Origin of the sequence: Nonomuraea sp. B19D2 (assembly GCF_040137845.1) — a bacterium.
Lineage (GTDB): Bacteria > Actinomycetota > Actinomycetes > Streptosporangiales > Streptosporangiaceae > Nonomuraea.
This window is the reverse complement of sequence record NZ_JBEFAK010000024.1, coordinates 46958-64242: the sequence shown is the minus strand read 5'-3', so window position 1 is coordinate 64242 and position 17285 is coordinate 46958. Positions and strand designations below refer to the sequence as shown.

21 protein-coding genes and 1 pseudogene are annotated in these 17285 nt (G+C 67.8%); 12 read left to right on the top strand and 10 right to left on the bottom strand.

Annotation, left to right across the window (positions count from 1 at the left end):
- Nucleotides 1-20: 20 nt before the first annotated feature.
- Together ABN273_RS35470 and ABN273_RS35465 are read left to right on the top strand one after the other, a co-directional pair.
- Nucleotides 21-2180, top strand: a complete 2160-nt coding sequence (locus ABN273_RS35470) for a beta-galactosidase (RefSeq protein ID WP_349453472.1) — start codon at nt 21-23, stop codon at nt 2178-2180.
- A gap of 48 nt (nt 2181-2228) precedes the next feature.
- Nucleotides 2229-2393 (top strand): hypothetical protein, encoded by a 165-nt coding sequence (locus tag ABN273_RS35465; protein WP_349453471.1) that lies wholly within the window; start codon nt 2229-2231, stop codon nt 2391-2393.
- 600 nt (nt 2394-2993) lie between these two features.
- Here the strand turns inward: ABN273_RS35465 and ABN273_RS35460 are convergent.
- The 3 genes and pseudogenes from ABN273_RS35460 to ABN273_RS35450 form a co-directional block, all read right to left on the bottom strand.
- Nucleotides 2994-3572, bottom strand: a complete 579-nt coding sequence (locus tag ABN273_RS35460) for an SDR family NAD(P)-dependent oxidoreductase (protein ID WP_349453470.1) — start codon at nt 3570-3572, stop codon at nt 2994-2996.
- A 64-nt stretch (nt 3573-3636) separates the two neighbouring features.
- A pseudogene (locus tag ABN273_RS35455) lies at nt 3637-3876 on the bottom strand (short-chain dehydrogenase); the annotation flags it as partial.
- Nucleotides 3877-3909: 33 nt separating this feature from the next.
- On the bottom strand, nt 3910-4539 hold the full coding sequence (locus ABN273_RS35450) for an LUD domain-containing protein (RefSeq protein WP_349453469.1): 630 nt from the start codon (nt 4537-4539) through the stop codon (nt 3910-3912).
- Nucleotides 4540-4603: 64 nt separating this feature from the next.
- Between ABN273_RS35450 and ABN273_RS35445 the strand changes: the two genes are divergently transcribed.
- Genes ABN273_RS35445 through ABN273_RS35430 form a run of 4 tightly spaced genes read left to right on the top strand, consistent with a single transcriptional unit; the run spans nt 4604 to nt 6748 of the window.
- Entirely contained in the window at nt 4604-5221 is a 618-nt protein-coding gene (locus ABN273_RS35445; protein ID WP_349453468.1) for a TetR/AcrR family transcriptional regulator, read from the top strand.
- A complete protein-coding gene (locus ABN273_RS35440; RefSeq protein ID WP_349453467.1) occupies nt 5218-6219 on the top strand; it encodes an MFS transporter in 1002 nt (333 codons plus the stop codon). The genes ABN273_RS35445 and ABN273_RS35440 overlap by 4 nt, the downstream gene beginning before the upstream one ends.
- A gap of 15 nt (nt 6220-6234) precedes the next feature.
- Nucleotides 6235-6453, top strand: a complete 219-nt coding sequence (locus tag ABN273_RS35435) for an integrase core domain-containing protein (protein WP_349453551.1) — start codon at nt 6235-6237, stop codon at nt 6451-6453.
- Between the two features lie 40 nt (nt 6454-6493).
- Nucleotides 6494-6748 carry a PucR family transcriptional regulator gene (locus tag ABN273_RS35430; protein WP_349453466.1) on the top strand — a complete coding sequence of 85 codons (255 nt, stop codon included), beginning with the start codon at nt 6494-6496 and terminating at the stop codon, nt 6746-6748.
- 45 nt (nt 6749-6793) lie between these two features.
- Here the strand turns inward: ABN273_RS35430 and ABN273_RS35425 are convergent, their stop codons facing one another.
- On the bottom strand, nt 6794-7126 hold the full coding sequence (locus ABN273_RS35425; protein WP_349453465.1) for a hypothetical protein: 333 nt from the start codon (nt 7124-7126) through the stop codon (nt 6794-6796).
- A gap of 272 nt (nt 7127-7398) precedes the next feature.
- Nucleotides 7399-7884 carry a winged helix-turn-helix transcriptional regulator gene (locus tag ABN273_RS35420; RefSeq protein ID WP_349453464.1) on the bottom strand — a complete coding sequence of 162 codons (486 nt, stop codon included), beginning with the start codon at nt 7882-7884 and terminating at the stop codon, nt 7399-7401.
- Nucleotides 7885-8025: 141 nt separating this feature from the next.
- Here ABN273_RS35420 and ABN273_RS35415 point away from each other — a divergent pair, with 141 nt between their 5' ends.
- A complete protein-coding gene (locus ABN273_RS35415) occupies nt 8026-9030 on the top strand; it encodes an NADP-dependent oxidoreductase (RefSeq protein ID WP_349453463.1) in 1005 nt (334 codons plus the stop codon).
- 170 nt (nt 9031-9200) lie between these two features.
- Here ABN273_RS35415 and ABN273_RS35410 read toward each other — a convergent pair whose 3' ends face one another.
- The 3 genes from ABN273_RS35410 to ABN273_RS35400 form a co-directional block, all read right to left on the bottom strand.
- The gene (locus ABN273_RS35410) at nt 9201-9668 is read right to left on the bottom strand and encodes an SMP-30/gluconolactonase/LRE family protein (RefSeq protein WP_349453462.1); all 468 of its coding nucleotides are present in this window, start codon (nt 9666-9668) and stop codon (nt 9201-9203) included.
- Nucleotides 9669-9829: 161 nt separating this feature from the next.
- Entirely contained in the window at nt 9830-10588 is a 759-nt protein-coding gene (locus ABN273_RS35405; protein WP_349453461.1) for an SDR family NAD(P)-dependent oxidoreductase, read from the bottom strand.
- Nucleotides 10589-11554: an alpha/beta hydrolase gene (locus ABN273_RS35400; protein ID WP_349453460.1), complete on the bottom strand. Its 966-nt coding sequence runs from the start codon at nt 11552-11554 to the stop codon at nt 10589-10591.
- 165 nt (nt 11555-11719) lie between these two features.
- Here ABN273_RS35400 and ABN273_RS35395 point away from each other — a divergent pair, with 165 nt between their 5' ends.
- Nucleotides 11720-12742: a LacI family DNA-binding transcriptional regulator gene (locus ABN273_RS35395; RefSeq protein ID WP_349453459.1), complete on the top strand. Its 1023-nt coding sequence runs from the start codon at nt 11720-11722 to the stop codon at nt 12740-12742.
- 443 nt (nt 12743-13185) lie between these two features.
- A complete protein-coding gene (locus ABN273_RS35390; protein ID WP_349453458.1) occupies nt 13186-13872 on the top strand; it encodes a sensor histidine kinase in 687 nt (228 codons plus the stop codon).
- Between the two features lie 132 nt (nt 13873-14004).
- Here ABN273_RS35390 and ABN273_RS35380 read toward each other — a convergent pair whose 3' ends face one another.
- Both ABN273_RS35380 and ABN273_RS35375 read right to left on the bottom strand, forming a co-directional pair.
- Nucleotides 14005-15147: a VirB4 family type IV secretion system protein gene (locus tag ABN273_RS35380; RefSeq protein ID WP_349453457.1), complete on the bottom strand. Its 1143-nt coding sequence runs from the start codon at nt 15145-15147 to the stop codon at nt 14005-14007.
- Nucleotides 15144-15662, bottom strand: coding sequence for a hypothetical protein (locus ABN273_RS35375; RefSeq protein WP_349453456.1), 519 nt, complete (start codon nt 15660-15662; stop codon nt 15144-15146). The genes ABN273_RS35380 and ABN273_RS35375 overlap by 4 nt, the downstream gene beginning before the upstream one ends.
- Between ABN273_RS35375 and ABN273_RS35370 the strand changes: the two genes are divergently transcribed.
- The 3 genes from ABN273_RS35370 (at nt 15628) to ABN273_RS35360 (ending at nt 16951) form a co-directional block, all read left to right on the top strand.
- Nucleotides 15628-15996, top strand: coding sequence for a tyrosine-type recombinase/integrase (locus ABN273_RS35370; RefSeq protein ID WP_349453455.1), 369 nt, complete (start codon nt 15628-15630; stop codon nt 15994-15996). The two genes, ABN273_RS35375 and ABN273_RS35370, sit on opposite strands and share 35 nt — an antisense overlap.
- A 466-nt stretch (nt 15997-16462) precedes the next feature.
- Nucleotides 16463-16585, top strand: coding sequence for a hypothetical protein (locus ABN273_RS35365; protein WP_349453454.1), 123 nt, complete (start codon nt 16463-16465; stop codon nt 16583-16585).
- A gap of 144 nt (nt 16586-16729) precedes the next feature.
- Nucleotides 16730-16951, top strand: a complete 222-nt coding sequence (locus ABN273_RS35360; protein WP_349453453.1) for a hypothetical protein — start codon at nt 16730-16732, stop codon at nt 16949-16951.
- Nucleotides 16952-17285 lie beyond the last annotated feature (334 nt).

Here is a 17285-nt window from a genome sequence, read left to right as displayed (position 1 = left end):
ATCCTTCGGAGGTTGCCCCCATGGCGGTTCTGCCCGCCCACATCCTTTTCGGCGCCGCGTACTACCACGAGTATCAGCCGTCCCCGGACCGGCTCAAAACCGACCTCGACCTGATGGCCGACGCTCATTTCAACGTCATCCGGGTCGGTGAGTCGGTGTGGTCCACCTGGGAGCCGGAGAACGGACGGTTCGACCTCGACTGGCTCGAGCCGGTGCTCGACGGCGCCCATGAACGGGGGATCTCGGTGATCCTGGGGACGCCGACGTACGCGGTGCCGCCGTGGCTGGTCCGGCTCTACCCGGAAATCACGGGGGAGCAGGCGACCGGGCAGCGCCTCGGCTGGGGCGCCCGCCAGGAGGTCGACTTCACCCACCCCGGCTTCCACTTCCACGCCGAGCGGGTGATCCGCAAGGTCGTCGGCCGGTACGCCGATCACCCGGCGATGATCGGGTTCCAGGTGGACAACGAGCCGGGCCTGCACCTGCTGCACAACCACGGCGTCTTCCAGCGGTTCATTGATCACCTACGCGGCAAGTACGGCGACGTCGAGACCCTCAACCGGGAGTGGGGCCTGGTCTACTGGTCGCACCGCCTGTCGACGTGGGCCGATCTGTGGACGCCGGACGGCAACCTCCAGCCGCAGTACGACGTCGCGTGGCGGGAGTTCCAGGCCCGCCAGGTGACCGAGTTCATCGGCTGGCAGGCCGACCTCGTCCGCGAGTACGCCCGCCCCGGCCAGTTCGTCACGACGTGCATCTCCTACACCCGCCCGGGGGTCGAGGACGACGAGATGACCGACCGGCTCGACGTCGCGGCGGGCAACCCGTACTACTTCATGCAGGACGCCCTGGAACTGCCGGACCGCACCCCCGACGACGTCGAGCAGCGCTGGGTCACCACCGGGGTGTGGTCGATGTACCAGACCGCGGACCGGATGTTCTCCTCGCGTCAGGAGCCGTTCCTGGTCACCGAGACCAACGCCATGCACATCGGTGAGCCGTGGGACAATGGGCCGGCCTACGACGGCCAGTGGCGGCAGGCCGCGTGGGCGCACATCGCGCGCGGGGCGCGGATGATCGAGTACTGGCAGTGGCACACGCTGAACTTCGGCTTCGAGACCTACTGGGGCGGGGTCCTGCCGCACAGTAACCAGCCCGGCCGCACGTACGCGGAGCTGTCTCGCCTCGGGGCGGAACTGAAAGCCGTCGGGCCACTCGTCGCCGGCCTGGAGCCGGACGCGGACATCACGATGGTCTACTCGATGCCGAGCAAGTGGCTCATGCAGAAGCATCCGCCGCTGCCGGCCGCCGGCGGCGGCCCTGACGCGGCTGCCTACCACCGGATCTTCGACCCGTTCTACCGGGGCGCCTTCGACGCCGGCCGCCAGGTGCGGATCGTCCACGCCCGCCAGCTGCACGACCCCCGCGGCGAGCGGCCCGGGACGGCGCCTGAAGAGGCGGCGCGCCGTCACCCGGTCCTCGTCGTCCCGGCGCTGTACGTCGTCGACGACGCGACGCTCGACTGGCTGGCGGCCTACGCCCACGCGGGCGGTCACCTGGTCCTCGGCCCGCGCAGCGCCTACGCCGACCACGAGGCCCGGGCGCGGCGGGAGCCCGCACCCGCACGCCTCGTCGAGGCCGCGGGTGTCCGCTACGACGAGTTCAGCAACCTGACGCGCGACCTCCCGGTGCGCGCCGCCCCCGGCGGCCTGCTCGACCTGCCGGACAACGCGACCGCGACGCACTGGGCCGACGCCCTCACCGTCACCGAAGCGGACGTGCTCGCCACCTACGTCCACCCGCACTTCGGCCGCTGGCCGGCGATCACCACCCGCCACCACGGCGCGGGCCGCGTCACCTACGTCGGCACGGTCCCCGGCCGCGACCTCGCCCGCGCGCTCGCCGCATGGCTGGCGCCCTCCCCGGTCAGCGGATGGCGCGACCTCCCGGCCTCCGTCACCGCGACCACCGGGACGTCCCCGGACGGGCGCCGCGTGCACGTCCTGCACAACTGGAGCTGGGAGCCCGCCCGCGTCGAGGTGCCCGCGGAGCTGACCGACGTCGGGGAGGGCGCTTCCGTACCCGCCGGCACGGCGCTTGAGCTCGGCGCGTGGGACGTGCAGGTGCTCATCGGACGGCTCCGAGTGCCCCCGATCCGGGCCCATGTCGGAAGGCGGTAAGTTCCCAGTCCGGGGGTAGGAGGTTCCAGCAGCAATGATGCTGCCGAGATGAACGGTTCGATACTGACGGGCATCGCGGCCGGGTCGGTGATGGCAGCCAGCGCGATGGCCGGCATCGGCGTCGCGGGAACTGGTCGAGCTGCCATCGCAGTGGCGGATGTGCTCGTGGTCTCAATCGATGTCTCTGGTCTTGTTGTGGTGGGAGCTATGTAGCGACTGTGCACCCACTCGCGAGGCGTGCCGCACCCCGTGCACCCCATTCACTCCGCCACGGAACGCGACCTGGTGCGGGCAAGCGAGCTGGTGACGAACGCGATTCGCTACGGGGAGAAGCCGATCAGCCTCCGACTGGCTTGCCCCTGGACGAGCCACGCGAGCGGCCACCCTCCCCACGCGAAGCCGCCCTCTGGACACCTATACCGGTCCAGGGCGTGGACGCGAACCAGGAGGAGCGCGGCGTCGTCCTCCGCAGAACCGTCGGACCGTGCGGCAATGATCGAGTCGCAGGTACCGGCGAAACAGAAAACAACCAAAGGCTGCCCGCTGCGCGGGCAGACCGCTCATCGCATCAAGATGATCTCCGCCTACGAAAACTTTGCCAGAGCCCGGCCAATAGGCCGTACGTCGACATCTCCGGTCAAACCGTCGGTAGGCGCATCGACAGCAACGGGCCGTGCTGCTGCGCGCCGTAGACATCTGTCTCGCCGACACTGCCCGGCTGGGCTCAAGTCTCATGACAGATTCACATGCGAAGGTGCGCCCGGCGGCGCCGATGTTCTGGCGCACCTTTGCAGGTTGTCGGTGAATCGATGGTCAGTCGGGTGCGTTGAGGATGTTGTTGGTGAAGTGGCGGCCCCAGTGCGGGCGGCTGCCGTCGAGGTCGTCCACGTTGTATTCCTCAGCGAGATCCCAGGAAGTCAATACCTGTCCGCTCTTGCGTTCGACGTGAGGGTCGGCAACCAGGGCGGTGACGACGCGGCCGATGAAGCGGGGGGTCTCCGAGGCCAGGAAGTGCGGGTCGCGCTGGCCGGCTTCGCGCCAGTTGGCCTCGGTGACGCCGAATCCGTCGAGCATGGCTTCCGAGCGTAGGAACCCAGGGGTGACGGCGAGGGCGGTGATGCCGTGCGGGCGAAGTTCCTCGGCCTGGGCCAGCGCCAGGCGATTGACGGCGGTCTTGACCAGGTCGTAGGCCAGGTTCCCGCGGTAGTGGGTGCCGTCGCCGTCGGTCACCTCGATGATGAGGCCGCCGGGGTGTTCCAGCATGAGAGGTACCGCGTGCTGGCTGGTGATCAGGTGCGTGAGCACGGCGCGTTCCCACAGCACTTGGAGCTTGGCCAGGTCGAGTTGCCAGAACGGGGTTCCCCATTCGGTGAGCGGGTCGCCGCCCCACACATCGTTTGACCATTAGGTTCAGCCGGCCGTGCTCGGCGCGTACCTGCTCGATGACGGCGGCGACGTCGTCGGGGCGGGTGTGGTCGCAGCGGATCGCGATGCCGATGCCACCGGCCTTGGTGACCAGTTCGGCGGTGTCCTCGATCGTCTCGGGGCGGTCGAGGTCGGATCGGGCGGTGCGTGTGGATCGGCCGGTGACGTAGACGGTGGCGCCGGCGGTGCCGAGTTCTACGGCGATGCCGCGCCCGGCGCCGCGGGTGGCGCCGGCCACGAGGGCAACCTGTCCGATAAGGGGTGGCGTCATGGGTGGTGTGTCTTCCTTCGCGGATCGGGTGGGTCAAAAACCGAGCGGCTCGTCGACGAGCACCACGCGGACGCGGCCCTCTTCGATGTCGCCGTGCAAGGTAAGGACCTTGTGGACGGTGCTGCCCATGCCGTAGGCCGAGCGGGCCCGGGCGTCCTCCAGCGGCAGGCTGTACTCGTGGACGCGCCGCATGGCGGTGTCGAGGTCAGGGACGATCTTTTGGGCGCCGATGATGAGCAGCACGTTCTGGGCGCCGTAGGCCATTGAGGCCAGCTGGCTGCCGCTTGCAGAGGCGATGACAAGGTCTCCGTTGTGGGTGAGTGCGTGGACGCTACCGATCACCCACTGCGGGGCGGCACCGAGGCGGCGCATCTCGCTCATCTGGGTCGCGGGGTCCATCGCCATCAACTTTGGTCGGGTCGCGGTGTAGCGGCCGGAGCTGTCGATCTCCTGGGTCAGGCCGATCGCGTCGGCGGTCACCGAAGACGCGGTGAACACCTCAGCGCCGTCGGGCAGCAGGTCCAGCGCCGCCTGCCGGGCCGCGGCCGCGTCGGACACGCGGCGGACGCGGTAGCCGCGGGCTTGCAGCGCTTCGGCCGCGGCCGCGACGGCGGCCTCGTCCGCAGGGGTTGCGTAAGCGGTGTTGGGGGTTGCGGTCGTCATGGTCATCTCCATCTATCTGGGGGCCAGGCGACATAATAAACTATCATTCATTTACTATGTCTGCATGACGATGGGACGACCGCGAACGGTGAGTGACGAACAGGTCCTGGCGGGCGCCGCCCGGGTGATCGCGCGTATGGGTCCAGCTCGGCTGACGCTGGCGGAGGTGGGCCGTGAGGTGGGATTGTCTGCGGCTACCGTGGTGCAGCGCTTCGGGTCCAAACGGGGGGTCCTGCTGGCGGTGGCCCGTCACGGGGCCGATGCCTTGCCCCTTCAGGTGGCCGCAGCTCAGGACGCGAGCGCTCCCACCATGGCTCTGATCGACGTTCTCGCCGGCATCGCCGGTGGCATCCGCAGCTCGGAGGAGTTCGCCAACCACCTGGCGTTCCTGTTGCTGGATCTGGCTGACCCGCAGTTCCAGCAGATCAGCGGCGACTACACCGCCGCGGTGGAGCGCGCCATCGCGGACGTCCTGGCTGCCGGCCAAGCCGCGGGTGAGCTCATCTCAGGTGATCTCGGCCAACTACCGCGGGCTATTCACGCCGCCTACAACGGAGCGCTCCTCACCTGGGGCCTGGCCGGCGAGGGCAGTCCAGCCGAGCAAGTCCGCGCCCAGCTGACGCTACTCCTCGGCCCCTACCTCCAGCCCACGCGCCCAGCTCAGCCGGGCCCGTCATCATGACGAGCACCGCTCCGGGCGCCAGCCCGCAGCCAGAGGCGGCCGGACCGCGACCACACCGCGACGCCACAGCGACCCGGGCCCTGCATGTGCTGTGGGCGGCCAGCGTGCTGGGCGGGCTCGCGCAGTCCCTCGCCGGCACAGCCGGGTCCCTGCTCGCCGGCGAGATCGCCGGCTCCGACGCGATGGCGGGCCTGCCACAGACGCTGCTTGTCGCCGGCTCCGCCCTCGCAGCCTTGGCGCTGTCCGGATTGGCAAGCCATCGCGGTCGCCGCGCCGCGCTGAGCACCGGCGCGGCCGTCGCGCTCGCCGGATTTGTCGTGGTGACCATCGCCGCCGTGTACGCGAGCCTGCCACTGGTCCTGGCGGGCAGCCTGCTGCTCGGGGCGGGCAACACCACGGTGATGCTGGGCCGGTACGCCGCCGCTGACCTTGCCTCCCCGACCGGGCGCGGCCAGGCCATGGCGTCCGTACTGGTCGCGACCACTACTGGGGCAGTCGCCGGATCGAACCTGCTCGCGCCAGCAGGCAACCTGGCCGCCTGGTTCGAGCTTCCCCCGCTGGGCGGGTCCTACCTGCTCGCGGCGATCGGCTTCGCGGCGGCAACGGGCACGCTCGCGATCGGGTTACGCCCTCCAGACTCCGCTGCCAGGGGCATACGCGCCCCCGACGATGCCCCTGCCGCTCCCGTCGTGCTCGGCCGCCACAGTGTGGTAGGGCTGGCCGTCCTCGCGCTGGCCAACCTTGCGGCGTTCGTGATCGATGTGTACTCGCGCATGGTGGTGGGCTGGCAGCTGGCCACGCACCTGCGTACGGACCTGGCGCTGGATGCGCTGGAGATGGCCATCTGGCGCCGCCATCACGACCCGACCGGCGTCGCTGACCTGTCCCAGCTGGTGCATCATTCGGACCGCGGGGTGCAAGCAATATCTGTCGATTCGCTACACCGAGCGCCTGGCCCAGGCCGGCGCGGTGAGCTCGGTGGGAAGCCGCGGCGATAATCCTATGACAATGCGCTGGCCGAGTCCTTCAACGGCATGTTCAAGGCCGAGCTGATCCGCCGCCACGGCCCGTGGATCGGGCTCGACGCCGTGGAACTGGCAACGCTGGAATACCTCGACTGGTACAACCACCGCCGGCCGCACACGGCCTGTGGCCATCGCCCGCCTGCAGAGTTCGAGGCCATCTATTACCGTCACAACTACAACCCCGTCACGACTGCAGAAACTCAGTAGGAAGCTGTCCATCAAACCCGGACAGGTTCACATTGACGGAGTGCTCGGCCCCTTGGCGGAGGATACCGCCAGAACCCGAGCGCTACGCGAGACACTTTTCGCGTATCTGCGCAACGATCGGCGGTGGCGTGACACATCCGAGGAACTGCGCGTTCACCGGCAAACTCTGTCGTATCGGTTACGACAGATCGAGGTCCTGACCGGCTTGAACCTCAAGAAGTCAGCCGATCTCTCTGCCTTCTGGATCGCCTACCAGGCATGGGAATCGACACGTGGTTCGCAGACCGCGGTCTGACTCCCGCTCGGCGGGACGCGCAGAAACCCATTCGGGGGTCACCTCCTACCGTTTCGACATGCGATCTCCCCAGAGGAGGCCGTGCAGGTCGGCCAGCCCATCCCCGTCAACGTCGCCCAACAGCAGCTGCTCGGGGTCGAAGCCGTATGGCCAGTGTGGGCTGTTGCGCATTCGGATGCGTGGGCCCCAGTATCCACGGCCGAGGTTGGGCCAGTAGGAGACCTCGCCGCTGTGGATGAGCATCAGGTCTTGCAGGCCACCCCCGCCCATGGCGACGAGCTTGACGCGGGGGTCGGTGAAATCGATGGGCGGCAGGTCCGAGCGCACCCAGATCGGCCCCGTCCAGCCCTGCCCCGGATCCTGGAAAAAGCGCTCCAAGCGGCTGCCGCACCCTGGACACCATGTACCGGCAGCCCTAGCGATGGGCCAAGAACGCCTCATCCTCGATCGGCCCCGGCCTCTACACCTCCGCGCCACGCTCGCCGACACCCTTGCCAAAGCCGCGGAAACGCTAACTACCCGGCCTTGGTGAACCCCCGTCCACGGGTTTTGCGTCTGTGCGGCGGGTGCCACCGAGACGACCGGATCGCCAACGGCGCCGCGCATCGTGCCGTGAGTGGATGCGCCGACGGCCTTGAGGGCCGACCGGGTCAGTGGTCCTGCTTGATCCGAAAGCCGGGGCCGGGTGTGGTTTCGATCTCGTTGGCGGGAACGTGGTGATCGTGCTCGCATCGGACCTGCACGGCGAGGTAGCCGCCGCATTTGCGGTGGCGGGTGGTGATGGCGGGGCCCGCCGGGTCGGCGCGGTATCGGTCACCCCACTGCAGCAGTCCTAGCACTGCGGGTACGAGGTCGTTGCCCTTGGGTGTGATCACGTACCGGTGTCGGCTGCGGGAGCCGGTCTCCTGATACGGCTCGGTGGCCAGGATGCCGTGCTCGACGAGCTTGCGCAGGCGTTCGGCGAGCAGGTTGCGGGGGCATCGCAAGGTGCGTTCGAAGTCGCTGAAACGGGACGCGCCGTACCAGACCTCTCGAAGGATCAGCAGCGTCCATTTCTCGCCGACTACCTCCAAGGTTCGGGCGATGGAGCAGTTCGTCGTGTCCCGATCGAGAAGCGGGTCAGCGTCAGTGGCCACGCCCACATCATACATGCTGAGTTTACTTTCCTATACTCAGCAGGTAGCGTCCATGACCGACCCGAAGCTCGTGGCTGACGGGATGCTGACAGGCAAGAGATCTCGCGCTGACGCGAGGCGTGCAGCGAGAGGGGATAAACGATGAAGGCATTTGTGGTCGAGCGCTACGGGGGCGCTGACACTGTGCATGCCAGTGAGGTGCCAGAGCCCCTCCTGGGCGATCACGACGTCCTCGTCCGGATACACGCGGCGAGCGTCAACCCGCTGGACATCAAGACGCGTGAAGGGGAACTCAAGGCGATCCTGCCGTACCGGGCCCCGTTCGTCCTGGGCAACGATCTGGCCGGCGAGGTCGCCGCGGTGGGCGCGCGTGTTACGCGGTTCGCGATCGGCGACGAGGTCTACGCACGCCCGGACCAGAACCGGATCGGCACGTTCGCCGAGCTCATAGCCGTCCACCAGGACGACGTGGCGACCAAACCGGCCACGCTGTCCATGCAGGAGGCCGCCTCCATCCCGCTGGTCGCGTTGACCTCCTGGCAGGCCCTGGTGGAGCGCGCGAACCTGCGGCCGGGCCAGAAGGTCCTCATCCATGCCGGCTCCGGAGGCGTGGGCACCATCGCCATCCAGTTGGCCAAGCATCTGGGGGCGATCGTGGCCACGACCACGAGCACCGCGAACATTGACCTGGTCAAAGATCTGGGCGTGGACGTTGTGGTCGACTACAAGAGGCAGGCGTTCGAGACGAACCTGCACAACTACGACGTCGTGCTGGACACTGTCGGCGGCGCGACGCTCCAGAACTCTCTGCGGGTGCTGAAGCCGGGTGGAAAGATAGTCAGCGTCGCCGGGCCACCCGATCCCGCCTTCGCCGAAGAGCTGGGCGCCAGTCCCGTCATCCGGCTGGCAATGGCCGCGTTGAGCTTCCGCGTCCGGCAGAGTGCCCGACGCCGCCACGTGACGTACTCGTTTCTGTTCATGAAGGCCAGCGGTGACCAACTACGCGAAATCACCGCTCTCATCGACGCCGGGACGATCCGGCCGGTCGTGGACCGGGTCTTCGCGTTCGAATCGACCCGGGAAGCCCTGGCGTACGTCGAAGAAGGCCGCGCGCGTGCCGGCAAAGTGGTCATCCGGATGAAGTGAAGCGAAACTGACCAGAAGACCAACAGGGGAGCCCGCCGGCGCCCACAACGGAGCTGGGTGAAGACCGTCCACCACCAGTTCGTCGGCGACCCCGCAAGGGCATGATCGGGCGGACGCCGAGGGCCCCGACTCCGTTACGCCGCGCCGGGGCCCGTGACTGTCGGTCGGTGTCAGGATTTGACGACGACGACCTGGTAGGTGGGCGGAAACCCGGTGTCGAAGTGTGCGTTCACCGCGGCGAGTGTGCCGCCGAACACAGCGGCCGTGGTGGGTACCCCGAAGGCGGGGCTGGTGATCTCTTTCTCCAGGGTGCCGCGGTGCAGGTCACCGCTGAACTCGAATCGAGCGATCTTGTTGTTGAAGTTCTGCACGATCCACAGCCGCCGTCCCTGCAGCACGATGCCGTCGACATTGAGCACGGTGATGCCCTCGATGACCGCGCTGGCTCCGGTGCGCCGATCGACCGTGTAGACGCGTTGAGTGTGGGTGCGGGCAACGATGAGGGTCTTGCCGTCCGGCGTGGCGGCGATCCCGTTGAGGTTGAAGTTGCCGGGTGCGTCGGCTGCCGGGCCGGTCAGCTTCAGTGCTCGGGCGGGGCCGAGGGCGCCGTGCCTGCTGACTTGGGCAGGCGGCGGCAAGGTGGCTGGCTCGGAAATCCTCCCTGGGAGCGCTCTGGTCGGGAAATATACGGGGAGCGCTCCTTTGCGGAGTTGTTCAACCTGCTGGGACCGGCACGGCTTGCGATTTCAGAACCCTCGGTGGTTCCCCCATCCAAGATCAAAAGTTCAGGCGCGGGCAGTCACTGATGGGCGCCCCCGTCGACGCGAATCTCGGTGCCGGTGATGAACGAGCCGTCGTCGGAGACGAGCATCGCCACCACTCCGGCGACCTCCTCCGGCGCCGGGATGCCGCCGGGCAGGGCGGGAGTGAGCTTGAGGAACAGGTCCCAGTCGGTGTCCTCGGGCATCAGGCTGCCGATGTTGTTGGTGATCCCGCTGCTGATGCCGCCGGGAACGACGTTCACGGCGCGCAGCCCCTGCTTGGCGTACTCCTGGGCGATGCTGTGGGTGAAGGAGAAGATGCCGCCCTTGCTGGCCGAGTAGGCGGCCATGAAGGGGTGGGCGAAGAAGGCGGCGGTGGAGCTGAAGTTCACCACCACTCCGCTGCCACTGTCCAGTAGGGCGGGCAGGGCCGCCCGAGTCATCAGGAACGTCCCGGTCAGATTGACGCCGATGATGCGATTCCACAGCTCCAGCGAGCAGTCGTGCGTGTGTGCGCCGCGCAGGATCGCCGCGGCGTTGACCAGGGCGTCGAGCCCGCCCAGCTCGGTGACGGCCGCGTCCATGACCGCGTTGACCGAACGCTCGTCGGCAATGTCCAGCACCCGCATGGTGAGCCGATTGCTGCCGGCCAGGGCCAGGGTCTCCTTCAGTCCCTCCTCGGCAACGTCGGCCGCCACGACCCGGGCGCCCTTGGCGAGCAGCCGCAGGGCGGTGGCCCGGCCGATGCCGGAAGCCGCTCCGGTGATCAGGATCCGCCGGTCGGTGAGCCGCTCCACTTACATGACCTCCTCGAACGATGCCGGGCCGCCGGACAGGGCGGCCCCGTCGACCACCCGTCCCTCAGCGACCCGCTGGATGAACGCGACCGTTCGGTCCACGGCCTCGGTGGCCTCGGGCAGGAATCCGGTGGCCGCCTGCCAGACGTGCTGCACGTGCGGCCAGACCTCCAGCTCCACGTGCACTCCCGCGCGGGCGGCGTTCGTCACGAGCGCGAGGGAGTCGTCCAGCAGCAGTTCGGCGCTGGAGACCTGGACGAACAGCGGCGGCAGCCCGCGCAGGTCGGCCAGGGCCGGGGAGACGTACCCGTCGTCGGGTGTTTGTCCGGCCAGGTAATCGGCCGTCATGATCGGGCCGCTGGCGGGAGACAGGATCAGGTCAGTCTCGGCGTTGGCGACCCAGCTGCCGCGGGCGTAGTTCTCCGGCCGCAGATCGAAGACACCGGCGTAGAGGACGCCGGCCAGCGCGCGGGCGTCGCCGGCGTCGCGGCGGCGCAGCAGCAGGGCGGCGGCCAGGTTGGCGCCGGCCGACTCCCCGCCCACGACCATTCCGGCCTCGGGAAACGAAGAGAGCGCGTGCTGAAAGGCGGCTTCGCAGTCGTCGAGCGCGGCCGGGTAGGGGTGCTCGGGTGCCAGCCGGTATTCGGGGAGCAGCACCCGGGCCCGGGTGCCGAGCGCGAGCTGCGCCCCGATCCCGCGGACGGCCTTGGCCGAACCGACCCGGAAGCCGCCGCCGTGGACGAAAACGATCACCACGTCATCCCTGGCGTCGTCCGGGGTCATCAACCTGGCGCCTGGGACCAGCCCGTCGGTCTCCTCGTCCGTCACTCCGGGCACCGGGCGGTAGGCATCCTCGTAAGCGCGGATCGCCGCCCGTTCGCCCTCGAGAGAGAAAGGCCCGGTGCCCCACTTCTCCCGGGTCTCCCGGAACATGGTCGCCAGCAGGTCATGGGTCTTACTGGGCACGGCTTTCCCTTCTCACGGGTGAGCGGCCCTTCGCTGGGATGGATGGCAAGGCGCTCATCGTCATGGATCAGCTACGAGCGCGGGCGGCCGCTTAGCTACTATCACGTGTAAGCTGTCAATGTCCAGACGTTAACATCGGTACGGCGAATGCGGCAGGGGGCACGGTTGGCGGACGAGAAGAGAAGCAGGCGCCGGGTCACCAGCGTGGACGTGGCCAGGGAGGCGGGTCTGTCGCGGGCCACGGTCAGCTTTGTGCTCAACGACACCCCCGGTCAGTCCATCCCTGAAGCCACCCGGCAGCGGGTGCTCCAGGCGGCCGAGCGGCTCGGCTACACGCCCTACGCCCCGGCGCGCACCCTGCGCAGCGGGCGCAGCGATGTGGCGGTGTTCGTGCTGCCGGACTGGCCGCAGGGGCCCACGATGACCGAGTTCGTCGACCGGGCCGCCCAGGTTCTGTCACGGGCCGGGCTCACGCTGGTCACCCACGTGCACACCGGCGATGAGCAACGGCTGGCGCGCTTGTGGACCACGCTCACGCCGGCGGCGGTGTTCGGTATGCGGCCGTTCACCTCCGTGGAACTGGCAGGGATGCGCAAGGCGGGCATCTCCGCCATTCTGCCTGCAGCGGAGGAGTCGGGCCACGATGTGAGCACGACGTTGTGGGCCAAGGGGGTCGGGCGCCTGCAGGCCGAGCACCTGATCCGGAAGGGGCACACGCGGCTGGCGTACGTGCTGAGCGATGAGCCCCGGCTCGCGGCGCTCGGGCAGGGGCGTGCGGAGGGAGCCGTGGAGGCGTGTGCGGCGGTCGGGCTCGCGCCGCCGATCGTCTCCACGATCGCGCTGGACGCCACGTCGGCGGCCGAGGCGACGGAGAGTTGGCGAGACGGAGCGAGCGCCTGCGAGGCGGCGCCGACCGCCGTGTGCGCCTACAACGACGAGGTCGCCCTGGCGATACTGGCGGGAATGCGCATGCTGGGCCTGTCCGCGCCCGCCGATCTGGCCGTCATCGGCGCCGACGACATTCCCGGCGCCCGCTTCGCCGCACCTCCGCTGACAACTGTCGCGCAGAACAGCGGCGAGCTCGGCGCGCGCATCGCCAAGGCCCTCCTCGAGGCGTTGGAGGGCGGGTCCCCCGATCTGGACCTCCTTCCTGGCGACATCCACGTGGTGGAACGCGTTTCTGCCTAAACCGCCCCACCCGGGCATGAAACATCACGTCAGAGCAGCGCAGCGAACATGCTGTGGGTCCGGGCCGGCGGCGTGCTCGGCCGCTATCGCGACCGCGGCCCTGAAGGCCGGAAGGCACATGCTCGCGAGAGGCCGGCAGTGGCCACGCTCGGCGAGGCGCGCCGCGCGTTGCTGACGGTAACTGTCTGTATCGCGTCATGTCGACGCTGCGTCGTACGACCAAGACGGTGGTTCCAGACCTGCTTCGCTCCAGGTCGATGACATCAACGTCAGCGCAGGAGAGCGGAAAGGTCAGATGTTCAGACAACGAGCGAAACTCGCCCCGGTAGAAAAAGGTCCTTCTACCGGTCGCTGAGACAGCATCAACCGGGCCCTGCTGGAAGCCGAGCTCAGGGGAGGATCCCATGCCTACAGACTGCGATAACTGCGACATCGCCAGCCTCATGAGCGACATGGTGGAGAACGTGCAGGCGCGGCAGCGGCAATTCGCCGCCGATGCCTCACACGAACTGCGCACCCCTCTGACAGGGCTTCGGCTGCGCCTTGAGGAAGCGCGGATATATCCGGAGCAGATAGATCTTTGCGAGCTCGTCCACCACGCCCTGCGGCAAGTGGACCGAATCCAGGACATCATCAGCGAGCTGCTCGTGCTCGCTAGACTGGATGTCGGCGCCGACGACGTACCTGTGGTCATCGATCTGGCCGACTTCGTCAAGGACGAGGTCGGTAAGCGAACCGACGGCCTACCCATTCACCTGAACCTGGAGCAGGGCTTGATCGTGGATGGAATGATGGGCGACCTTGCCCGCTTGCTCAGCAATCTGCTGGATAAGGCGCAGCAACACACAAGATCGGCAGTACGGGTGACGGTCCGCGGAGAGGAAGACGAGGTCGTCGTCATCGTTGACGACGACGGGCCGGGCATACCCGCTGAGGAGCGCGACAGAGTATTCGGCCGCTTCTCTCGGACCGATAGCGCTCGCGGCCGCGAACTCGGCGGAGCCGGGCTTGGACTGGCGATCGCCCAAGGCATCGCACACGCTCACAACGGCACCCTGACCGCCCGTGCATCTGACATGGGAGGCGCTCAACTCATGCTGCGGCTTCCATGCTTCGGCTCATCAGGATGAGAGAGACGAAGCGGTGGAATATTGCTGAACCGCTCCGATGCTCCTATGCAGGTAAAGCAGCAACGGGAACCTCGTTGTTAGCGGCGTTTGGGCTGGTGAGGGCTTTGAAGAGCTCTCGAGCGACGTAGCGTTTTAGGCAGCGGATGATCTCTTTCTTGGACTTGCCCTCGGTGGTGCGGCGGGCGACGTAGGCGCGCGTGCGGGGGCACCAGGCCATGCGGGGGGCGAGCACGATGAGGTAGAGGGCACGGCCGCGTCCAGCGGCGCGCGTGCCTGTGCGGTGAGTTGGTTGCCGAGCATGGTGGCGGTCAGGGTTTGCAGGTACATGGCTCGCCGGGCGAGCACGTCGTCTTGTGGGCCGTGGCTGGCGGGCAGGTCGAGGGGGTTCCAGCGCACTCCAGCGGCACCGAGGTGGAGGCAGGTGCCTCCGACGGCGCGGGCCAGGCGGGCGTACTCGTCTTCGGGGTCGACGACAGCTACTTCGACGCCTTGATACAGCAGGCGCAGGGCTTCGAGTTTGGTGAAGAAGCTTTTGCCGGCGCCGGAGCGGGCCAGGACGACGGAATTGTGGTTGTCCTGGTTGTAACGGTCCCACACGATGACGCCGGAACCGGTGGCGCTCAGCCCGTACAGCACTCCCGTATCGCCGACCGGAGCCGCGAGGTCAGATGAGGTGAACGGGAAGGCGGCGGCCAGGGCGGTGGTGTCGAAGCTGCGCGTCATGCGCAGCGAGTCGACCGCCAACGGGAGGCTCGTTGTCCATGCTTGCAGGGCCCGGAAGGTGGTCGGCTGGGTGTCCAGCAGGAGGGATGAGGCCAAGGCGCGGACCCGCTCCACCTCTGATGCCAGCTCGGGTTCGGTGGAGGCACGGATGGTGAGGTAGAGACCGACTTTGAACAAGCGGCCGTGTCCCCGGGCAAGGCTGTCGGCCAGGTTGGTGGCGTCGTCGGCGGCTGCTTCCGCCGCGAAATCTTGAAGACGGCCATGTTGGGCGTCGGTTCGGCTGGTTGATTCCAGGCGGGCGAGCTGGCGGCGCAGCCGCATCGCCGCCACGGCTTGGGGAATCGGCTCGACATACAGGGACACGTCCAGGCGCCCCGGATAGGTGAGCAACGGCTCCAGCCAGCCCGCGCCGACTTCACGGGGGTAGCCGGTCACGGCGAAGGACGCGGTCATCCCGTTGGGCAAGGTGAGCTTTCGAGCGCCGACCTCCAGGGAGCCTGGCTCGGTGAGGGCGCTGGCCTCCGTTGGCTGCGTTCGACGGCGTAGTTTCATGCGGCCTCCTCACCGGTGATGAAGGCGTCAGGGAGGGCTTGGCCGGCGGGATGCCAGCCGCCGGGATCGAGGCACTCGGTCAGCACCTGGTGCGCTGCGGAGGCGTCGAGGACACGGGTGGTGACGCCGAGCGCGGCCAGGCTGCGCTCGGTTTCTGCGGCTCGACGCAGCGCCACGGCGGCGGAGGCCTCTCGCCGTACCGAGCGCCGTCCTCGCCTGGCGGCGTGGTTGTCGCGCAGCACGATGAGGACCTGACGGGCCAGCAGCTCGCGCGAGCTGTTCAGCTCCTCGAGGAAGGCAACGTGCTGGCTGGCGGCGTCGGCGAGTGCTGGATGCGGCGAGCTCTCGGCCCGCCGCTCCACAGTGTCGATCAGATTGCCGAGATCAACCGGCCGGGCGCGGACGAGGATTTGAACTGGTGCTTCGAGGGAGTTGAGCCAGCGACCGAACGCGCCGACCAACGCGGCCTGCTCTCCTGCGGTGCGCAGGTGGGCGGACAGCGGGTTCGTCTTCACTGACGAGATCGGCCGGCCGCTGCATCCGCAGCAGGTCAGCGACCAGTTCTACCAGTTGGCCTTCCAGGTGGGGCTGCCGCCGGTGCGGCTGCACGACCTCCGCCATGGCGCGGCCTCGCTCATGCTCGCTGCCGGGGGCGACCTGAAGGTCGTGCAGGAGACCCTCGGCCACGTGTCGTCCACCTTCACCCGTGACACCTACACGAGCGTCTATCCTGAGGTGGCCCGGGCCGCCGCGGAATCCACCGCCGCTCTCGTCAACACCGCAGCCGCAGGCGCCCAGACCGGCCGGTTGATCACTCTGCCGAACCACACCGGCGACGTCACAACGTGAACCACCGAACCCAGCAGGCCCGTCGTTTCTTCGGCGGGCCTGCTTCGTGTCCCCAGCGGCTGTCGTGCGGGTGATGCAGCCGATCGATCCCTAGCCCGTGCTGTAAACGGGGCCGAGAGGATCGCCGTGAGAAGCAGCGGATCTTTATCTGCTGGTCAGAAACGCCTGGTGAGCACGACGAGGCGACTTGGACAAGGCTTGACCGCTCATCAGGCCATCGCTGACCGGAGACGTCGTGCAGGCCTTCTGGCTTGATCTTCTGATGGTCGTCACAAGGTTCTGACCTGACGATGACGGTCTAAATGATCTACCGCGATACACATTCCGTACACAAGAGCAATCACCGAGCAACCAGCCATGATCAACATTGAGATCCGAGGCCGGCGAAAACCGAGAAACCCCAGGTCGAACGCGGTATTCGTGAGTAGGGCGGGTGGGACTTGAACCCACGACCCACGGATTATGAGTGGACTTGATCTTCCTGGGGGAGTCGCTTCGTGAGCTGGACCTCGTTGCGACGCTGATCACGCTGCCCTTGCGACGTTCCGCGCATATTCCGGATCTTGGAAGGATGCGTGATGGCATCTGAAGGGCCGTCTGCTCAGCCAACGCAAGATCGAACATGGCACCTGCTAGACCCGTAGCGGCATCCGAACGAGGTCCGCCGTCGTCATCGGCTTGAGGGCTTCGAGGGGATGGCCAAACATCCCGCTGACGGGACAGACTCGAAGCCATGACCCGGCACGGCATCGACTACAGCAGGCTCAAGGTCACATCCCGGCAGCAGATCGTTCACCTGCGCGCCCGACGTGACCATGAACGTAAATGGCGCGACGTGCGCAAACTCGCCCGCCTCTACCGGCAGGTGCGGCTCGCCGCGATCCTGATCGGCATCACCGCCACGATTGCCGTAGCTCTCCTCCGCACGTGGGGCGTCCTGTCGCCGCTTCCGTAAGACGACGCAATCCGCGCTTCCCCTGACCCACGCATGGCACCCCCGCGGTTCAAGGATTCGATAAGCGGGCGGCTACGTCAGGAGGTGGAGGCCTCGGCGATCAGCCACGTTTCTCGGTGGGCCGGGGCTGAGGAACGAAGCCCTGGACCTTCGATCGCCCCCAACCATTTACGGTGGCCGGCCACGATGTGGCGATCGCAAGGGCTGCATCTGTGGGGCAGCGCGGCAACCCCAGCCCGAGCGTTCGGTCAGTGCGGTACGGCGGGCGCCCCTCCCTGCATCGCGACATCACAGGCCAACGCACCGGTGAAGTGGCGGTCTTGAGAGCATGCGG